Origin of the sequence: Sphaerisporangium sp. NPDC051011 (assembly GCF_040653595.1) — a bacterium.
Taxonomy (GTDB): domain Bacteria; phylum Actinomycetota; class Actinomycetes; order Streptosporangiales; family Streptosporangiaceae; genus Sphaerisporangium.
Genome location: NZ_JBFAGG010000006.1, coordinates 257490 through 276083, shown reverse-complemented (window position 1 = coordinate 276083; position 18594 = coordinate 257490). Strand labels below are relative to the sequence as shown.

The 18594-nt window shown below is 71.3% G+C and carries 14 protein-coding genes; 3 read left to right on the top strand and 11 right to left on the bottom strand.

Going from position 1 to position 18594, the window contains the following annotated elements:
* Positions 1-28: 28 nt before the first annotated feature.
* On the top strand, positions 29-403 hold the full coding sequence (locus AB0H21_RS16425; protein WP_358516960.1) for a hypothetical protein: 375 nt from the start codon (positions 29-31) through the stop codon (positions 401-403).
* 96 nt (positions 404-499) lie between these two features.
* Here the strand turns inward: AB0H21_RS16425 and AB0H21_RS16420 are convergent, their stop codons facing one another.
* The 10 genes from AB0H21_RS16420 to AB0H21_RS16375 form a co-directional block, all read right to left on the bottom strand.
* Positions 500-1597: a DegT/DnrJ/EryC1/StrS family aminotransferase gene (locus AB0H21_RS16420; protein ID WP_358516958.1), complete on the bottom strand. Its 1098-nt coding sequence runs from the start codon at positions 1595-1597 to the stop codon at positions 500-502.
* Positions 1594-2265: an acetyltransferase gene (locus tag AB0H21_RS16415; RefSeq protein WP_358516956.1), complete on the bottom strand. Its 672-nt coding sequence runs from the start codon at positions 2263-2265 to the stop codon at positions 1594-1596. The genes AB0H21_RS16420 and AB0H21_RS16415 overlap by 4 nt, the downstream gene beginning before the upstream one ends.
* Positions 2266-2362: 97 nt before the next feature.
* Entirely contained in the window at positions 2363-3835 is a 1473-nt protein-coding gene (locus AB0H21_RS16410) for an oligosaccharide flippase family protein (RefSeq protein WP_358516954.1), read from the bottom strand.
* On the bottom strand, positions 3832-5043 hold the full coding sequence (locus AB0H21_RS16405; protein WP_358516953.1) for a glycosyltransferase: 1212 nt from the start codon (positions 5041-5043) through the stop codon (positions 3832-3834). Before AB0H21_RS16405 ends, AB0H21_RS16410 begins: the two co-directional genes overlap by 4 nt.
* 2 nt (positions 5044-5045) lie before the next feature.
* Positions 5046-6167, bottom strand: a complete 1122-nt coding sequence (locus AB0H21_RS16400; protein WP_358516951.1) for a DegT/DnrJ/EryC1/StrS family aminotransferase — start codon at positions 6165-6167, stop codon at positions 5046-5048.
* Entirely contained in the window at positions 6164-7318 is a 1155-nt protein-coding gene (locus AB0H21_RS16395) for a glycosyltransferase (RefSeq protein WP_358516949.1), read from the bottom strand. Before AB0H21_RS16395 ends, AB0H21_RS16400 begins: the two co-directional genes overlap by 4 nt.
* The gene (locus tag AB0H21_RS16390; protein ID WP_358516947.1) at positions 7315-8283 is read right to left on the bottom strand and encodes an NAD-dependent epimerase/dehydratase family protein; all 969 of its coding nucleotides are present in this window, start codon (positions 8281-8283) and stop codon (positions 7315-7317) included. The genes AB0H21_RS16395 and AB0H21_RS16390 overlap by 4 nt, the downstream gene beginning before the upstream one ends.
* Entirely contained in the window at positions 8280-9317 is a 1038-nt protein-coding gene (locus AB0H21_RS16385; RefSeq protein ID WP_358516945.1) for a Gfo/Idh/MocA family oxidoreductase, read from the bottom strand. The genes AB0H21_RS16390 and AB0H21_RS16385 overlap by 4 nt, the downstream gene beginning before the upstream one ends.
* Positions 9318-9399: 82 nt before the next feature.
* A complete protein-coding gene (locus AB0H21_RS16380) occupies positions 9400-13287 on the bottom strand; it encodes a DUF4082 domain-containing protein (RefSeq protein ID WP_358516943.1) in 3888 nt (1295 codons plus the stop codon).
* 309 nt (positions 13288-13596) lie between these two features.
* On the bottom strand, positions 13597-14256 hold the full coding sequence (locus AB0H21_RS16375; RefSeq protein ID WP_358516941.1) for a hypothetical protein: 660 nt from the start codon (positions 14254-14256) through the stop codon (positions 13597-13599).
* A 207-nt stretch (positions 14257-14463) separates the two neighbouring features.
* On the opposite strand from AB0H21_RS16375, the gene rfbC reads away from it, so the two are divergent.
* Both rfbC and AB0H21_RS16365 read left to right on the top strand, forming a co-directional pair.
* Positions 14464-15075 carry a dTDP-4-dehydrorhamnose 3,5-epimerase gene (gene rfbC, locus AB0H21_RS16370; RefSeq protein WP_358516940.1) on the top strand — a complete coding sequence of 204 codons (612 nt, stop codon included), beginning with the start codon at positions 14464-14466 and terminating at the stop codon, positions 15073-15075.
* Between the two features lie 339 nt (positions 15076-15414).
* Positions 15415-17241 carry a DUF4082 domain-containing protein gene (locus AB0H21_RS16365; protein WP_358516938.1) on the top strand — a complete coding sequence of 609 codons (1827 nt, stop codon included), beginning with the start codon at positions 15415-15417 and terminating at the stop codon, positions 17239-17241.
* An 81-nt stretch (positions 17242-17322) separates the two neighbouring features.
* Here AB0H21_RS16365 and AB0H21_RS16360 read toward each other — a convergent pair whose 3' ends face one another.
* Positions 17323-18570, bottom strand: coding sequence for a globin domain-containing protein (locus tag AB0H21_RS16360; RefSeq protein WP_358516936.1), 1248 nt, complete (start codon positions 18568-18570; stop codon positions 17323-17325).
* Positions 18571-18594 lie beyond the last annotated feature (24 nt).

Sequence of the window (18594 nt, the reverse complement as noted above, 5' to 3'; positions counted from 1 at the left end):
TCCGATGTAGTCCGTTGGCATGCCTGTTATGAAGACGACGCGGCTTCCGTACGACATTTTCCTCGGTGAGCCGTCCGAGGTGCTGTCCGGTCTGGGCGAGGTCCCTGTGGTTCTCGAACGCGAGGATGACGAGAACCTCGTTCTGATGTGGGCCGAAGGCTACAAAGCCAACACGGACGCCCTGCGCGTCACGGTAAGTGCTCTGGCGAACGTCGCCCGGCGTGACGCTGACCTCGTCAAGGAGGTGCTCGGCGAGGAACTGTCGTGGTTGCCGTTGTTGCCTGAATCCGAGCGTCATCGCTGCATGCAGGAGCTACTTGATCTCCTGCTCGCGGTAGCGGAGACGGGAGACTCGGTGCCCTTCGTCCGCGCTCTGGCCTCTTGGTCGTCCACCACCATGTGATCCGACCCTGACTCCGCCCGGGCCCTTCAGCGGCTCTCAGGGGCGTGGCCTGGGGGACGGGCTTTGGATGGCGCGCCCCCAGGCCGAGGGGCCTTGTCAGAGGTGGCGTAGGAGGGATTCGAGGGTTTCGGCTACTCGTTCCTGCTGGGACGGGGTCAGGTGGGGGTGCATCGGGAGGGAGAGGATCTCGGTGGCGGCCTTTTCGGCGACGGGGAAGTCGCCGGGGGCGTAGCCGAGGTCGCGGAAGGCCGGCTGGAGGTGCACGGGGGTCGGGTAGTGGATCTGCGCCTGGATCCCGGCGGCGTGCAGCCCGGTCATGATCTTGTCGCGCGCGGGGACGCGGACGACGTACAGGTGCCAGACGTGCAGGTTGCCGGGGGCCGTGCGCGGGAGGCGGACGCCCTCGATGCCGGACAACAGCTTGTCGTACCGCTCGGCGGCGGCGCGGCGCAGCTCGTTCCAGCGTGCCAGGCGCTTGAGCTTGGCGCGCAGCACCACGGCCTGCAGGGTGTCCAGGCGCGAGTTGAAGCCGAGCGTCTCGTGCCGGTACTTCGCCTCGCTGCCGTGGTTGGTCAGCAGCCGCACGGCGCGCGCCAGCTCCGGTGAGGAGGCGAGGACGGCGCCCGCCTCGCCGTACGCGCCGAGGTTCTTGCCCGGGTAGAAGCTGGTCGCGGCCAGGCCCACGGGCGGGCGGTCCTGCTGCTCGGAGCCCTGCGACTGCGCGGCGTCCTCGACGAGGGTCAGGCCGTGCCGGGTGGCGATGTCCTGGACGGCCGCCATGGGCGCCTGCTGGCCGTACAGGTGGACGGGCAGGATCGCCGCGGTGTCCGGGCCCACGGCGGCCTCGGCGGACGCGGGGTCGATGAGCAGGTGGTCGTCGTCGCAGTCGGCGAGCACGGGACGCAGCCCGGCGCGGACCACGGCCTCGGCGGTGGCGACGAACGTGTTGGCGGGCAGCACGGCCTGCGACCCCGCGGGGGCCCCGGCGGCGCGCAGGGCCAGTTCGAGCGCGTCGGTGCCGTTGCCGACGCCGACGCAGTGCGGCACGCCGGAGTATTCGGCGTATTCCTTCTCGAAGGCGGCGACGTCGGGGCCCTGGACGAAGGCGGTGTCCTGGAGTACCCGGTCGAACCCCTGGAGCACCTCCTCGGCCACCTCGGCGTGGGCAGACCGCAGATCGACGAATGGGATCATTTTCCGGGCTCCGTGGTGACTGATGCGGGACGGATGAATCGTGCGGGCACACCCGCCCAAACCTCTCGGGCGGGGACGTTCTTGGTGACGACGGCCCCCATACCTACCAGGGCGTGGGCGCCGATCGTGAGGTTCTCGCGGACGAGTGCGCCGGACCCGACGTAGGCGCCGCTCTCGACGCGCACGCCTCCGGCGAGGCGGCATCCCGCCGCGAGCGTGACGAAGTCCTCGACGACGTCGTCGTGGGTGAGGGTGACGTGCGGCATCACGCAGACGTGGGCGCCGACGGTGACGGCGGCGGTCAGCACGACCTGGGCCAGCACGACCGACCCCGGGCCGATCGAGGACGAGCGGGACACGCTCGCGGCGGGGTGCACGAGCGTGGCGTACCGCTCGGGCGGCAGGCCGAGGCGCGCGGCGATCCGGGAGCGGACGGCGTTGTCCCGGGGGTTCGCCGTGCAGATCACGATCTTGGCGTCCTCGCGCTTGAGCGCCTCGTCGGACCCGGCCAGGACGGGCACGCCGTCCACGACCGTGCCGTGTTTGGCGGGGTCGTCGTCGAGGTGGCCGAGCAGGTCCCAGGTGGGCGACACGTCGTTGATCGCGTGGACGACCTGGACGGTCTCCCGCGCGAGCCCTCCCGCCCCGACGATCAGAAGCGGCGTCATCGGCACTCCTTCATGAGCGGGGTCTCGGACTTCATGAGCGAGGTCTCGGACGGCGAACTCACGGACGCGGCCCGCCGCTTCGAGCCCACCGGCGCGATCATGAAGTCTCCTTCACGGTGCGCAGCACGCCGCGGCGGCGGTAGCCGTACAGGCCGACCACCAGGACGGCGAACGTGCCCGCGGCGGCGAGGACCAGCAGATCCGGGGACAGCGTCCGGACGGCCAGCACCGCGACGGCGGCGACGGCCACGGCGGCGAGCACGGCCTGCCAGAGGTTCGCGGCCAGGTCGAGGAGCCGGACCCCGGACCGCCTGAGCTGGCCCAGGTAGGTGGGCAGGACGACGATCCCGGCCACCGCGACCAGCGCGACGGCGGCGCCGCGCAGCCCGTCCCGGTTGACGCCGATCCACATGGCCGGGACCAGCACGACGAGCCACAGGGCCTGGACGGCGAGCACGGCGCGGGACCGTTCGATGACCACCAGATAGTCGTAGACCAGTTCGAAGAAGATGCGCAGCCCGGCGAGGACGCCCAGCCCGGCCAGGGCGACGGCCGCCGGCGCCCACTCCTCGCCGTACACGAACCTGATCACCGCCGGGGCGGCCCCGCTGAGCAGCAGGCAGATCGGGAGCGTGAGCCCGACGAGCAGCCCGGCCACCGCCACGAACGACCGGTTGAGCGTCGGCCGGTCGTGCTGGAGCCGCGCGAACGCGGCGGGCGCGACGGCGCGCACCGGCTGGGAGAACACCGCGACCGGCCACCCGGAGAGGTTCACGGCCAGCACGTAGAAGCCCAGCGCCGTGGACCCGAGGACATGTCCGATGACGAGCTGGTCGGCGTACCCGACGAAGAACACCAGCAGGGAGGATCCGGCGAGCGGGACGCCGAACGCGAACAGCCGTCGCGCCACGTCCCGGTCGAAGCCGAACCGGAGCCGTCCGGGCGCGAAGTGGACCAGCAGCGCGCCGCCCGCGAGCGACCCGGCGACCCGTCCGATGGCCAGGCTCATCGCGCCCATCCCCGCCAGGGCGAGCCCGAGCGAGACCAGGGCTCCGAGCCAGTTGTCCACCTGGTCGGCGATCATCTTGCGGCCCTGCATGAAGTGCCGCTGGATCAGCGCCGCCGACGTGGAGACCAGCCCGTTGGTGAGGACGCTGAGCGAGAGCACCCGGACGGGCCCGGTCGCGGCGGGGTTGCCCATGGCCTCGGCGAACGCGGGCGCGGCCAGCATGAACGCGCCGCAGACCAGCACGCTGAACGCGGCCGAGAGCGTGGCGACGGTCGGGACGATCGTGCGCGGGTCGTCGGGCCAGCGCACGATGGCGAGGCTGACGCCGAGTTCGTTGATGCTCAGCATGGCGAGCAGTGCCACCAGCGCGACGGCGAACGTCCCGAACTCGTGCGGGCCGAGGACGCGGGCGAGCGTGATGCCGATGGCCAGCGTGCCGAACCGGGCGGCCAGGGTGCTGAGGAAGCTCCAGCCCAGCGCCTTCCCCGCGCGCGCCCGCAGCGAGCCCGCGTCGGACGGGGGACCCGGCGGCGGGAGGGTTCCGGGGTCCAGGTCGGTCATTTGGGGCTCCGGGCTACCGCGTTGAAGTCGTCGCGGGCGTGGGTGCCGCGCAGGCGTTCGTACTTGCGCCGCAGCTTGTACCCCAGCACGCCCGCGGCGGTGCCGACCGCGTCCATGGCGGCGGGCCGCTCGCTGACGGCCTGTTCGTAGATGCCGAGCTGCACCCGCGCGGCCCGTTCGAGGCTGAACCGCTCGACGACCAGCCGCCTGCCGTACGCGCCGAGCTGCGCGCGCAGCCCTGCGCTCGCGTGCAGGCCGCGCAGCATGCTCTCCAGGCGCGGCGCGCCTTCCTCGGAGCCGCCGCCGATGCCGTACCAGCCCTGGCCGAGGAAGATCTTCTCGGTCTCGGGGGTGAGCAGCTCGAAGAAGCCCAGCTCGCCCTGCACGATGAGCGGCTTGGCGAACGCGAGCGACCGCAGCGCCGAGCCGCCCATGGCGAGGCAGACGGTGGCGGCGGCGTAGGCGGGCCGGGGGTCCAGGAGCTGCCCGGTCACCACGACGACGCGGCGCCCGGCGGCGGCGTTGGCGACCTTGGCCCGCCGTTCCACCTCGGCGCGGGCCGGGCCGTCGCCGACGATGACGAGCCGGACGTCCAGCTCGGCGGCGAGCCGTCCGACCACGCCGATCGCGGTGAGGATGCCTTCGAGCTTCAGCTCGGCCACCAGGCGGCTGACCACGACCAGGTCGAACGGCCCCGGCTCCAGGTCGTGCGCGCGGCGGAACTCGTCCACCGGGTGCCCGGGGGCGTTGGCGACGACGTCGACGGGCGGCTCGATGAGGTGGACGTGCCTGCGGCCGGGCGCGGCCCGCTCCTGGATCTCACGGGTGCCCACCACCAGCGGCAGCGACGCGGGCAGGAACGGCGCCACGGACATCGACATGATCGTGCACACGGCGGCGGCCGGCCCGCGCAGGCCCGCGTAGAACGCCTCCACGCCAGGCGGCCACTCGTACCCGTGGATCACGTCCAGCCCGCGCTGGACGGCGAGGTCGCGCAGCATGCGCACGGTGGTCATGGACGGCCGCCGCCGCGCGGGGTCGAGGGGCAGGTGTTCGAGCCCCGCGCCGGTGACGTACTCGACGAGCGGCCCCGGCTCGCCGATCACGGCGACCTCGTGCCCCAGCGCCTGGACGGCGGCGGCGAGCTCGACGGCGTTGAGCTGGCTGCCGCCGACCTCCATGGCGTGGGGGTACACCAGGATGCGCACGGTCAGCTTCCCGCGGCGGCGTGGATCGCCTCCACGACCTGGTCGTGCTCGGCGTCGGTCATGGTGTGGAACAGCGGCAGGATCAGCGAGTTCGCGGTCAGCCACTCGGTGGCGGGCAGGTCGCCCGTGGCGGTCCCGGCGTACGCGGGCTCCAGGTGGGCGGCCATGATGCCGCGCCGCGCCGAGACGCCGCGCGCCGCGAGGAACGCCAGCAGCTCGTTCCGGCTCAGGGGGAAGTCGTCGGGCAGCGCGATCCAGAACGACTGGAAGTTGGACGTGCCGTACTCGGGGTCGCGCACCATGGTCAGGCCCGGGACTCCGCCCAGCAGGTTCAGGTAGCGCGCCGCGAGCGCCCTGCGGCGGGCGACCATCTCGGTGAGCCTGCCGAGCTGGACCAGCCCGACGGCGGCCTGGAGGTCCGTCATGCGGTAGTTGAAGCCGACCTCGGTGTACTGCTCGGGCGCGGTGGACCCGGAGGCGTGCCGGTCGGCGGCGCTGACGCTCATGCCGTGCTCGCGCAGCCGCCTCGCCCGCGCCGCGACCTCGGGGTCGTCGGTGGTGAGCATGCCGCCCTCGCCGGTGGTGAGCAGCTTGCGCGGGTGGAACGACCAGGCGGCCAGGTGCGCGCCCGCGCCCACGGGCCGGTCGCGGTAGGTCGAGCCGGCGGCGCAGGCGGCGTCCTCGACCAGGACCAGCCCGTCGTGGGCGGCGCGGATCTCCTCCACGTCCGCCGGCACGCCGCCCTGGTGGACGACGATCACCGCGCGGGTGCGCGGGGTGCGGGCGGCCTCGATGGTCTTGGCGGTGAGGTTGCCGGTCGCCGGGTCGATGTCGGCGAACACCGGGGTCGCGCCGACGTACTTGACGGCGTTGGCGGTCGCGATGAACGACAGGGACGGCACCACGACCTCGTCTCCGGCGCCGATCCCCGCGAGCACCAGGGCCAGGTGCAGCGCTGTCGTGCAGGAGGAGGCGGCGACGCCGTGACCCGCCTGGACGCTCGCGGCGAACCGGCGCTCGAACTCGGCGACCCGCGGCCCCTGGGCGACCCAGCCCGAGGCGATGACCTCGCCGACGGCCGCTTCTTCCTCCGGGCCGAACCACGGCCGCATCACCGGGATCATCGCCCGGCCACCTCCCTGATCTCTAATCCGAGGAGGTCCGCCAGCAGGCGGACCCTTTCGTTCCAGTCGTGCCGTGCCGCGAAGGCCCGCCGCCGTTCGGCGAGCGCCGGCGTGCGCGGGATCCGCAGCTGCGCGGTGACGGTGGCGGCGAACTCCGCCGGGGTGCGGGCGACCGGGATCAGCGGGCCCGCCTCCAGCCACGCGGTGGCCGGGAGGTCGGTGGAAACGACACCCCGCCCGGCCGCCAGGTATTCGAGCGTCTTCAGCGGGAAGCTCGCCCGGTTGAACGCGGTGTCGGTGTACGGCGTGAGCCCGACGTCGATGAGCCGCAGGTAGGACGGCAGCTCCTCGTAGGGCTTGCGGCCCACCCAGTGGACGTTCGCCCGGCCGATCAGCGCGGGCCACCGCTCGGGCTCGTAGCCGACGCCCCTCGGCCCGACGATCACCAGCGGCGCGCCGGTGTCGGCGACGGCCTCCAGCAGGGCGATGTCGATGCGCGCGTTGACGTGCCCGATGAATCCGGCCACACCGGTCAGCCCGGCGGGCAGGTCGGCGGGCGGCGGCGCGTCGTCGATCGACGCGTACGCGGACACGTCACATCCGTTGGGGACGAGCGTCGCGTCGCGGCCCAGGCGCGTCACCCGCTCCACCAGGCCGGGGGAGACGACGGCGACCGCGTCCGCCCGCCGCGTCATGCGCGCCTCCGCCTGGGCCAGCCGGGACGCGGACATGCGGATCAGCGACGCCCCGGCGACCAGGTCGTCGGTGACGTACCGGACGGTGCGGGCGCCGGGCCGGACGTCCAGCAGGTCGGTCGTCCCCGCCACCACGACCCCCCCGATGCGCAGGCCCGCCTTGCGCGCGGCGCCGCGGACGGCCCGCCGGGCGAGGGCCGCGGTGAGCCGGTCCACGCCCGGACGGTAGGCGGCGGGCGGAGCCACCGGGCTCAGCCGCCACAGGCGCGGCGCGACGTGGCGCAGGACGTGGCCCGCCTCGCCGGTCTCCGGGTCGCGCAGACCCGAGCGCACCGGACGCGGCGGGTCGACGTACAGGACGTCGGTGAACGCGCTCAGCCGGTCGGCCATGTGCCGGTCGGTGCCGCTCACGCCGTCGTAACGCGTGCCTCCCGCGTAGACGATCGAACCGTTCACCGGGCCTTCTCGGCGCGCCACCACGCGACCAGGCGGCGCAGGCCCTCCTCCAGCCCGATCTCGGCCTTCCAGCCGAGCCGGTCGGCGGCGGCGCTCACGTCGGCGAGGCGGCGGGTGACGCCGTTCACCGCGCGGGCGGGGCCGAACTCCAGGCCGAGGTCCGTGCGTCCCATCACCGACATCAGCGTCTCGGCGAGCCCGCGCAGGCTGGTCTCGGTGGAGTTGGCGATGTTGAACACCTGGTCGGTCGCGTCGCTCTCGGCGGCGAGCAGGTTCGCGCGGGCGATGTCCTCGGTGTAGACGAAGTCCATGGTCTGCAGGCCGTCGCCGAGGATCAGCGGCGGCTGGCCGTTCTCGATGCGCTCCATCCAGCGGATCAGCACCTCGGTGTAGAGCCCGTGGATGTCCATGCGCGGGCCGTACACGTTGAAGTACCGCAGGGCGACGTAGTCGAGCCCGCGCATGGCCTTGAAGCTGCGCAGCAGGCCCTCGTTGAACGTCTTGGCCGCGCCGTACAGGGTGTCGTTGTCGTACGGGTGGTGGTCCTCGCGGGTGGGGAACTCGGTGGCCAGGCCGTACACCGACGCGGACGAGGCGGCGACGACCTTGCGGACGCCCGCGTCGGCCGCGGCTTCGACGACCTCGTAGGTGCCGTCGACCAGCACCTCCAGGGCCAGGCGCGGCTCCTCGGCGCACTGGGTGATGCGGATGGCGGCCTGGTGGAACACCACGTCCATGCCCGCGGTCACCGACCGGACGAGGGCGGTGTCGCGGATGTCGCCCTCGACCACGCGCAGACGCCCCTCGGCGACCGCCTCGGCGGCGGCGAGGTTGGCCCGGCGGCCCCGGACGAAGTTGTCGAGCACGACCACCTCGCCCGCGCCCGCGGCGAGGAGCTGGTCCACGATCGTCGAGCCGATCGTGCCCGCGCCCCCGGTCACCAGGCAGCGGCTGTCCTTGATCATTGAGCGGATCCCCCCAGGTCGATTCGTCTGCCGTCATTCTGGATGCTTCGTCCCGCCGCTTCCAGCAGAGCCAGCACGCGCAGCCCGGCCCTCCCGTCCGTCAGCGGGGCGCGGCCTTCGATGATGGAGGCCGCGAACTCGCTCATCACCCCGCGCAGCGCCTCACGCTCGGGCAGGGCGGGTACGACGACGTCACCGGTTCGATAGGAGATGAGGGCGGCCCGTCGCTCGTCCTCCCCTACGGCCGAAAGGTCCACCCCCCGGTCGTACACGGCGAGGCGCTGGGCCGGGTTGACGTCGTCCCACACGATCGTGCGGCGCGAGCCGCCGATCACGGTGGTGCGGATCTTGGTCGGGCTGAGCCAGTTCACGTGGACGTGCGCGATGGCGCCCGAGGACAGCCACAGGGTGAGGTAGGCCAGGCACGGCTTGCCCGCGCCGATCGGGTCGGAGCTGTGCGCCGCCACCGCCACCGGGGTCACGCCCTCGGGCAGCACGAAGTCGAGGATCGACAGGTCGTGCGGCGCGAGGTCCCACAGCACGTCCACGTCCGGCTGGACCAGCCCCAGGTTGATGCGGACGGAGTCGACGAACTGCACGTCACCGAGCTCGCCGGACGCGACCAGGTCGCGGATCTTGCGGACCACCGGCGTGTAGCAGAAGGTGTGGTCGAGCATCAGCACCCGGTTCCGCTCCTCGGCGAGGGCGACCAGCTTCGCGCCCTCCTCGTGGGTCGGGGTGAGGGGCTTCTCGACCAGCACGTGCTTGCCGGCGTCCAGGGCGGCGCGCACCAGGTCGAAGTGCGTGCGCGCGGGGGTGGCGATGGCCACGGCCTCCACCGCCGGGTCGGCCAGCACCTGGTCGACGGACGAGGTCGGCCTCACCGTGGTGTAACGGCCGAGTACCGCCTTCGCGCGCTCCTCGTCGAGGTCGCACAGCCACTCCAGGCGCAGCTCGGGGGTCGCCATGGCGTTGCGCACCAGGTTGGGCCCCCAATAGCCCGCCCCGATGACGGCAAGGCCGATCGATGTCACGCGGATCTCCTCTCGTGTTCGCGTGGGCCACCGCGTGCGGCCCGCCCGCCAGGGACGAGCGAACCGCACGCGGATGACGTGATTAGCTCGACGGGGTGAACAGCACGTCCACCCAGTAGTTAGCGCCGTTGTAACTGGAGGCCGGGAAACCCGGGTCAGATCCGTACCGGTAGACGCCGTTTCCGCCGGCCGCCCCGCCGTTGGCCACGGCGTGCAGCGGCGAGTTGTCGACCGGCCCGGCATTGAAGTAGCCGCCGTCGCCCGCGTAGTGCCCGTTGGGCGCGAGGTAGGAGGCCACGTACACCTGGCCGGCGACGACGTTCACGGGCGTATCGAAGGTCAGCGTCTGCCAGCCGGTGGCCGTCTCGTTGGTGAAGGTGCCCGACGTCAGCATGGTGCCGGTGGCGCTCCACAGGTGGCCGAGGTGGGTCCCGGTGTTGCCCGCGCCCTTGTAGAAGCGGACGCCGGTGATCTGGCCGTCCATCTCGGCCGTGAACTTCACGCCGAGCTCGACCGCCTCGGTGTCGTTGACATCGGGGTGGGCAGGGACGGCGTTGCTGGGCCAGATGGAGCACGGGCAGCTCGTCGCGCCGCCGGTCGTGAACGACCACGACACGGCGGTCATGGTGTTGTCGGACTCGTCCTTGGCGCCGCTGACCGTCACGGTGTAGGTCGTGCCCTGCGCCAGCGCGGCGTTCGGGGTGAACGTGACCATCGTGCGGGCCTCGTTGAGCGCGGTGGTGCCCGCGACCGTCTGGTCGGCGGCGTTCTTGACCGTGATCATGGCGCTGTTCTCCACGATCGGCTCGCTGAACGTCGCCGTCACCGCGGTGCCGGTCGCCACGCCCGTGCCGCCGTCTTCAGGCGACTTGGCCGTGACGTACGGCGCGGTGGTGTCGGCGAGCTTGGTGAAGATCACGTCGACCCAGTAGTTGGTCGCGCCCCACGACTCGGTCGGGAACGCCCGGCTCCCGTACTTGTAGACGCCGTTACCGCCGCTGCCCGAGCTGGCGAGTATCCGCAGCGGGGTGGCGTTGACCTGCGAGGACAGGCCGCCTCCCGTCGCGGAGTAGCGGCCGCTCGGAGCGTGGTAGGACGCGACGTAGGTCGTGTCCTTGGCCACCGGCACCGGGGTGTTGAAGCGGACATCCTGCCAGCCCTGCGTCGACTCGTCGGTGAAGGTCGCCGTGGCCAGTTCCTGACCCGCGGCGTTCCACAGTGTGCCGGTGTGCGTCCCGGTGTTGCCGGGGCCCTTGTAGAAGCGGACGCCCTCGATGAAGCCGTCCGTCGTGGTCTGGAACTTCACGCCGAGCTCGACGGAGCCGTTGTCGTTGACGCTGAGCTCGGCAGGGACCGTCGTCTCGGGCCAGGTCGTGCACGGGCAGACGCCCGCCGTCCACGGCTTGGCGGTGGTGAACGAGAAGTCGATCGGGTTCACCATCGTGTTGCCGCCGTCGTCCTTGGCCCCGCTGACCGAGACGGTGAACTTCTCGTTCGGCGCCAGCGGCGCTGCCGGGACGAAGGTCAGCGACTCGCGCGTGGCGTTCAGCGAGACGGTGCCCGCCACGTCCGCGTTCGTCGCGTCCTTCAGCGTGAACGTCGCGCTGTCGGCCTGGATCGGCTCACCGAAGGTGATCTTCGGCTGCACGGTCGTCGGCACGCTGGACGAGCCGGGGGTCGGCGTGATCGAGATCGCCGCCGGCGGGTACAGGTCGTTAATCGTGAACTCGATGTCGACGTAGTAGTTGCCGCCGTTGAACGTCTGCGTCGGGAAGCCCTGCCCGGACCGGTAGACGCCGTTGGGAGCCTCCTCGGTCGTCGCCGGCGCGGTGAGCGGAGCGTTGACCAAGGGCTGGTAGCGGAAGTAGTCCGAGTCGGCCGCGTAGTGCCCGTTCGGCGAGTAGTACGAGGCGACGTACTGCGTGCCCGCGGTGATGTAGACCGGCGAGTTGAGGGTCAGCTTCTGCCAGCCGGTGGCGGTCTCGTTCGAGAAGGTGCCGGTGGCGATCTGCTCGCCGGTGTTCGACCACAGGGTCCCGATGTGGGAGCCGGTGTTCCCCGAGCCCTTGTAGAACTTGATCGCGGTCACGTAGCCGTTGGCCGACGAGCTGAACCGGACGCCGAGCTCGATCGGGCCGGTGTCGCTGTCCGCCGGGTTCTTCGGAACGGTCGACGAGCCGAACAGGCTGCACGGGCAGTCGACGGTGACGTTCCGCGCCACCTCGGCGCCGACGTTGCCGCTGTCGTCGCTCGCGCGCACCTTCAGGGCCACCGTCCCGGCACCCGAGGCCTTCCAGGAGTACGTCCACGAGCCGCGGCCGGTGGCCGGGTGCCACGTGGCGCCGCCGTCGGTGGAGACCTCCACCGCGCCGACCTGGCCGCCGACGTCGGCGGCGGTGCCGCTGACGGTGACGGACGAGCCGTGGATGATGTGCGCGTTCACCGCGGGCGCCGTGATCACCGCGGTGGGCGCCGTGGTGTCGGACGAGGCGCTCGCCAGGCTGAGCCCGGCGACCAGGGACTTCGGCTGCACGCCCATGTCGGCGAGCACGTTGACCGTGGCCTGCTTGATCCGCGTGTCGGCGAAGCCGGTGTCGGTGTAGCTGTCGTGCTCGTTGTCGAGCCCCCAGGTCCACTGCACCGTTCCGGCGCTGAAGACGAGCGCGCCGCTCGGCGCGCGGTAGAGCGTCATGCGGTGGGTGGCGCTCTTCTGGGCGACGTTGGTGCCGTAGTCGGCCAGCACCTGCTCGGCCGTCGCGGTCGTGCTGGACAGCGGCACCAGGCCCTTCGGCCGGAATCCGTTGTCGATGTCCTCGTCCCACTCGTAGCCGACGACGCCCGGGACGCTCTGCGACCCGGAGATCTGGTTGGCCACGGACGTGCCGCGCCAGAAGCGCATCTTGCCGTCGGCGGCGGGGACGGTCAGCGGGATCGCCGCGCAGCCGTCGTTGGAGGAGGTGCAGTTGACCGTGAACAGGGTGCCGGTGAGGGCGTTCTCCGGCTTGCCGCCGTCGGCCGGCGGGCTGAACCGCGGGTCGCGCCAGGTGCCCGTCCACACGTTCGGGGTCGGGTCGATCTTGGCGTTCGCGTGCGTCTCCTTGTAGGAGACCAGCGTGCGGTAGTCGTTCTCCCAGCGGGTCTTCCAGTAGACCTCGTTGCCGCTGAAGAAGGCCAGGTTCACGCCGTTGTCGCGGGCGTTCTCGAACGCGGCGCGCTCCTCGCCCGACCAGTACTCGTCGTGGCCGACCGACAGCACCGACTTGTGGGTCAGCAGCGTCTGCGGCGCCCGCCCCGCGTCCAGCGACGACTGGTACGACACGTTGTACCCGTTGGACTCGAGCCAGCGGACCATCGGGTACTCGTTGGCGAACACGAAGTCGCGGCCCCAGGGAGTGGACTCGCGGGTGTTGAACGGCCGGTTGTAGCTGACCTTGACCGCGCGGCCCGGCGCCACGACGCTGTCGCCGCGGTACAGGCTGTTCAGGACCCTGTTGGGGTTGTCCTGGGTCTGGGGGATGTCGCCCCAGGAGTTGTAGGCCTGCCAGGTGCTGTCAGAGGTGCGGAAGAGGACGTCCGCGGTGCTCGCGTCGTCGCGCACGACGAAGACGATGTGGGTGTCGTCGCCGGTGTCGGTGCGGGTCACGTGGGCGAAGTAGATGCCAGAGACCGCCGTGGCCGGAACGGTCCAGCTCGCGACGTTCCCCCAGTTGCAGGAGACCTCACCGGTGGTGGTGTTCTCCGGGCAGTTCGGCTGGTTGCGGGAGACGAGCGTGTTGGCGGGCACCGAGGTGATGAGGCGGGCGCCCTTACCCTGGTAGTAGCCCATCCGGTAGATGTTGATCTGCAGCTGGAGAGCCGCGGACCGCACCTTGAAGTTGACCGTCTGGCCGAGGTCGACGCTCATCTGGTCGCCGTAACCCTCGACCGTGCCGCGTGGGTCGGTGTCCCACTCGGACCGGTCGGCCCCCACGTTGTCGTTCTCACAAGTGATCTTGTTCCCACCCGCGTCGCACGGGCCCATGGCCTGTGCGGGCGATGCGGGTGCCGTCAACAGCGCGGCCAAGGTCAGCACTGCTGCTGAGATGGCCGCTCTGTACCGGCGCGCGGCATGGCGCGATTTCAATGAAGCTCCCACGTGATCTGGGTGATGATCCCCGGTGGTGCTCACGCATCGGAGCGTGGTCCCGACGAATCGACGTCTGGACGGTGAGCTCGGTTTACGTGGTCTGCCAACATCTGTCCCAAGAGTCACGTGAGTACCCCCCGAGCACCTCGGCGGTCAGCGCGTCTTCATCGCGATGACCGACTTCACGAGGCCGCCGAGGCGCTCGTACCGGATGACCGAGGACGGGAAGTAGTGCCGCATCTCGGTGATGCTGAGCAGTTCGACCTCCATGACGATGTTGCGCGCGGCCACGCGGTCGGAGGTCGGGGTGTGCACGAGCGGCCAGCGGCGCAGCAGCGCCGTGCGCATCGCGAGCGGCATGTACTGGAAGCCGGGGAACAGGAAGTGCGGCTCGACGGGGAAGTAGCGGTACGGCGTCTGCACCCAGTGCAGGCCGGCCAGGCGGTGCACCGAGTCGGCGAACATCTGGCGGCGCAGGTGCCCCCCGACGTGCTCGATGACGGCGTTCGAGAACACCAGGTCGTACTTGGTGTGGAGGATGTCGCGGGGCAGTTCGCAGGCGTCGGCGACGTCGGCCCGCAGCCACGCGGGCAGGTCCGTCGGTGGCTTCTCCAGGTTGACGACGTGCACGTGCGCCGGGCGCACGGGCGCACGCATCCAGGCCCCGGCCGTGCCGCCGAGGTCGATCACCGACATGGAGGACAGATCAGGGAAGTTCTCGGCGAACCAGTGCCAGCGGCGGGTGCGCGCCTTGGCGCCGAGCGAATCGGGGGCGTCGACGAAGCGGCTCCGAAGAGCGTTCAGCCGGCTCATGGTCTCTCCTATGCGGCGAGTTCGAGCGTGGGCGTCGAAGTGGGGGACGGGAGAGCGTGGTCGTCGCGGAAGCGGCCGGGGTCGCCGGGAGCGGCGTCGGCACGTTCCAAGTCGGACCGCCCAACTATCTCAGAAGGGGCTACATCACTGTCGCACGCCCGAGTCATTCGATAGCGCACTGAGATCGGAGATGTCAGTCTTGGCCACGTGAAGGAACTCACCATCAGCGGCGCCTATCTCCACACCCCCGCCCTCCACGGAGACGACAGAGGAACGTTCCTGGAGTGGTTCCGCGCGGACGTGCTGCGCGAGACCGTCGGGCACGATCTGAACCTCGCCCAGGCCAACCTGTCCATCTCCAAGCGCGGCGTCATCCGCGGCGTGCACTTCGCCGAGGTGCCGCCCGGCCAGGCCAAGTTCGTCACCTGCGTCTCCGGCGAGGTGTTGGACGTGGTCGTCGACATCCGCGTCGGGTCCCCGACCTTCGGGCAGTGGCAGTCCGTCGTGCTCGACGACCGCGCGCGCGAGGGTGTGTACGTCAGCGAAGGGTTGGGGCACGCCTTCATGGCGCTCACCGAGCAGGCGAGCGTCGTCTACGTCTGCTCCGAGCCCTACACCCCGTCCCGGGAACACGGCGTGCACCCGCTCGACCCGCGGATCGGCATCGCCTGGCCCGAGGACATCGAGCCGCTGCTGTCCCCGAAGGACACCGTCGCCCCCACGCTGGAGGAGGCCCAGGAGAAGGGGCTGCTGCCGGTGTACGACGACTGCCTGGCGTATTACGCGCGGCTGCGGGGAGGGGGACGGCAGGCCGGGTGAATCACCGCGTCGCCGGTTATCGCGAATTTCTCAATTCGTCACCCGCGCGACACCTGGCAATGGCGGCCAGGGAAAGATCGCTCCTTGGCCGCTCACGCCCCCGTGACCCCGCCCGTCGTTCACTTTGGCAAGCATGGTCGCTCATACCACACATTCGGCCGGCTCCGATCCACGAATTGTGTTGCCAGAATCCGGCTTTCCATGCCGAATGAGGTGGATTAACCGGTAAAACACGGCGTTCCGGTTGTCACACCGTTTCTCAACCGCAACAATGGCCTCGCACTGAAACATGATCGGAGCCCGGCGCCCGTGAAAGCGCCGGATGTGGAGGCTCGGGCAATGAGCAATCCCCGGCATGCGGACGGGCCGCGCGAGGAGCGCCGGCACCCGTCCGCCGAACCTCGATCCGGCGGGGCCCGGTTCCCCGTGCTCGGAAAGGTGTCGTTGCTGGCGGCCGCCGCGGTGATCGGCGCGACCGTCACCGTCGTCGTCATCAACAAGGACGAGGCCCCGGCCGCGTCCGTGAACACCGTTCCCGTGTCGACCGAAGTGACGCTGGAGACCAGCCTCTGGAAGTCCAAGAAGGTCGTCAAGGGCAAGAACCAGGCCGAGAACACGCCGCTCGAACTGGGCACGCGGTTCAAGGCCGCCCGCAACGGCGAGGTCGCGGGCATCCGCTTCTACAAGCCCGCCTCCGAGCGCGGCACCCACCGCGGCAGCCTCTGGGACTCCAACAAGAAGCTGCTCGCCAAGGTCACCTTCACGGGTGAGACCCGCAGCGGCTGGCAGCAGGCGATGTTCGACAAGCCCGTCCCCGTCGTCGCCGGCCGCACGTACACGGTCTCGTACCACACCAACAACGGCGGGTACGTCGCCTCGGCCGGGGTCTTCGACAGCCCGGTGACGGCGGGCCCGCTGACCGGGCAGGCCGGGGTGTTCGCGGCCGCCCGCAACGCGTCGTACCCCTTCCGCGTGCACCCGAAGAGGGTCAGCTACTGGGTGGACGTGGTCTTCCGGCACCGCGAGTGGCGCAAGCACCGGCCGGGCGAGCGCCCGACCCTCGCCCCGGACGAGACGCCGGTCACGCCCGGCCCCACGAGCTCGCCGACCGCCACCGGGCCGCAGGCGAGCCCCACGCCCACCGGGCCGGAGCAGCCGAACGGCGGGGTCACCGTGAGCCCGACGCCGACCGAGACGGGCGGCGGCGAGGCCGGCCCCACGCCGACCGAGTCCGCCACCGCGCCGACCGAGTCCCCGACGAGGACCGCCACGCCGACCCCGTCGCCGAGCCGGTCCTCGCAGACGCCCAAGCCGTCGCTGTCGGCCGACCCGACGCGGCAGCCGACCAAGGAACCCAGCGCCACGCCGACCCGGTCGTCGACCCCCACGCCCCCGCCCACCGGCGGGTTCCCGGGCGCCTCCAACACGGGCGTGCCCTCCGGGACCACCCTCAAGCCGAGCAAGTCGATCACCGTCACCAAGGACGGCACGGTGATCGACGGGCTGGAGGTCAGCGGTGAGATCAACGTCGAGGCCGACAACGTGACGATCCGCAACGTCCGCCTGGCCGCCGCGCCCGGCGACTGGGGGATCATCCAGCGCAACGGCCACAGCGGGCTCACCGTCGAGGACAGCGAGATCTTCGGCAACGGCAGCCAGCGCACGCAGTTCGCCATCCTCAACCAGGGCGGCGACCTGACGGTCCGGCGCGTCGACATCCACACCATCAGCAACGGAATCCTCACCGAGCAGGGCCTCATCGAGGACTCCTACCTGCACGATCCGAAGTACTTCTCCGGCGACCACACCGACATGATCATGTGCACGGCGGGCCCGCCGTCCGGGACCAGGCTCGTGATCCGCAACAACACGGTGATCAACACGCTGGAGCAGACCGGCGCCATCGCCCTCTTCCAGGACTTCGGCGTCGTGCGCAACGTGACGGTCGAGCACAACTTCCTCGCCGGCGGCGGCTACTCGCTCTACGCGGGCGCCGGCAGCAAGGGCACCTCGTCCAACATCAAGGTGATCGACAACGTCTTCAGCAAGGACGTCTGGCCCAAGGGCGGCTACAACGGCCACGTCGCCTACTGGGACAAGAACGGCTCCGGCAACGAGTGGAGCGGCAACGTCTGGGAGGACGGGAAGGTCGTGCCCGCGGGCTGATCCATCCGGCCGCTTCACCGCTCACGGCAGGGCGTCACCGATCATCCCGGTGGCGCCCTGCCGCCGTCCGGGGGCGTGCGCTCAGGCGGCCTCGGGGGCGCGCGCCTCGTCGCCGAGGCCGAGGTCGGGGCCGAACACCTCGTAGTGGACCCGGGAGCCGGGGACGCCGCGCCGCAGGAGCTGCTCCCGCGCCGCGCGCATGAACGGCACCGGCCCGCACAGGTAGGCGCGGGTTCCGTCGAGGAGGTCGATGCCGGACAGGTCGGCGAGCCCGGTCCGCTCGGCCGGCCACGGGCCCTCGGGGGTCTCGTACCAGATGTGCGTGACCGCCTGCGGGATCCGCGCGGTGAGCAGGCCGAGCTCGGCGCGCAGCGGATGGGTCCGCTGCGAGCGGTCGGCGTGGACGACCGTCACCGGGCGGGTGGTGCCCGTGGCGGACAGGTGGGCCAGCATGCTGATCATCGGGGTGCAGCCGATTCCGGCGGAGGCGAGCAGCACCGGGGAGTCCTCGTCGTGCAGCACCACCTCGCCGCAGGGGACGCTCACGTCCAGCACGTCGCCCTCGCGGACCTCGGCGTGCAGGTGGTTCGACACCTCGCCGTCCGGGGTGCCCTCGACCCGCTTCACCGAGATCCGCAGCTCGTCGCCGCCGGGAGCGCACGACAGGCTGTACTGCCGGATCTGCCGCGCGCCGTCGGGCAGCTCCACCCGCACCGAGACGTACTGGCCGGGCCGGAACGGAAGCGGCGCGCCGTCGCCGGCGGGGCGCAGCGTGAAGGTCGCGACATCGGGGGTCTCCTCGATCCGGGCGGTCACCCGCCAGGGCCGCCAGACCTCGCCGCGGGTGATCCCCGCCCGGGTGTACAGCGCGGACTCCTGGGCGATCAGGGCCCCGGCCATCAGCCAGTACACCTCGTCCCACGCGGCGGCGACCTCGCCGGTGACCGCGTCGCCGAGCACCTCGGCGATCGCCTCGAACAGATGCCGGTGGACGATCGTGTACTGGTCCGGGGTGACGCCCAGCGAGACGTGCTTGTGGGCGATGCGGGAGAGGAGTTCCTCGGGGCCCTGCCCGGGGTCGCCGGTGAGCCCGCCGGTGAGCCCGTCGGTGAGCCCGTCGGTGAGCATGGCGGCGAAGGCGACGATGGAGCGCCCGAGCGCGCGGGCCTGGGTGTCGTTCGCCTGGTTGCCGCGGTTGAACAGGTCGCGCAGCAGGCCGGGGGAGGCGGCGAACATCCTCCCGTAGAAGACCGGGGTGATCCGGTCGATCGTGCCGGCCAGCACCGGCAGGGTCGCGCGGACGACGGTGGCGGACTTCTCTGACAGCATATGAGGCTCCTGAATTTGCATCTT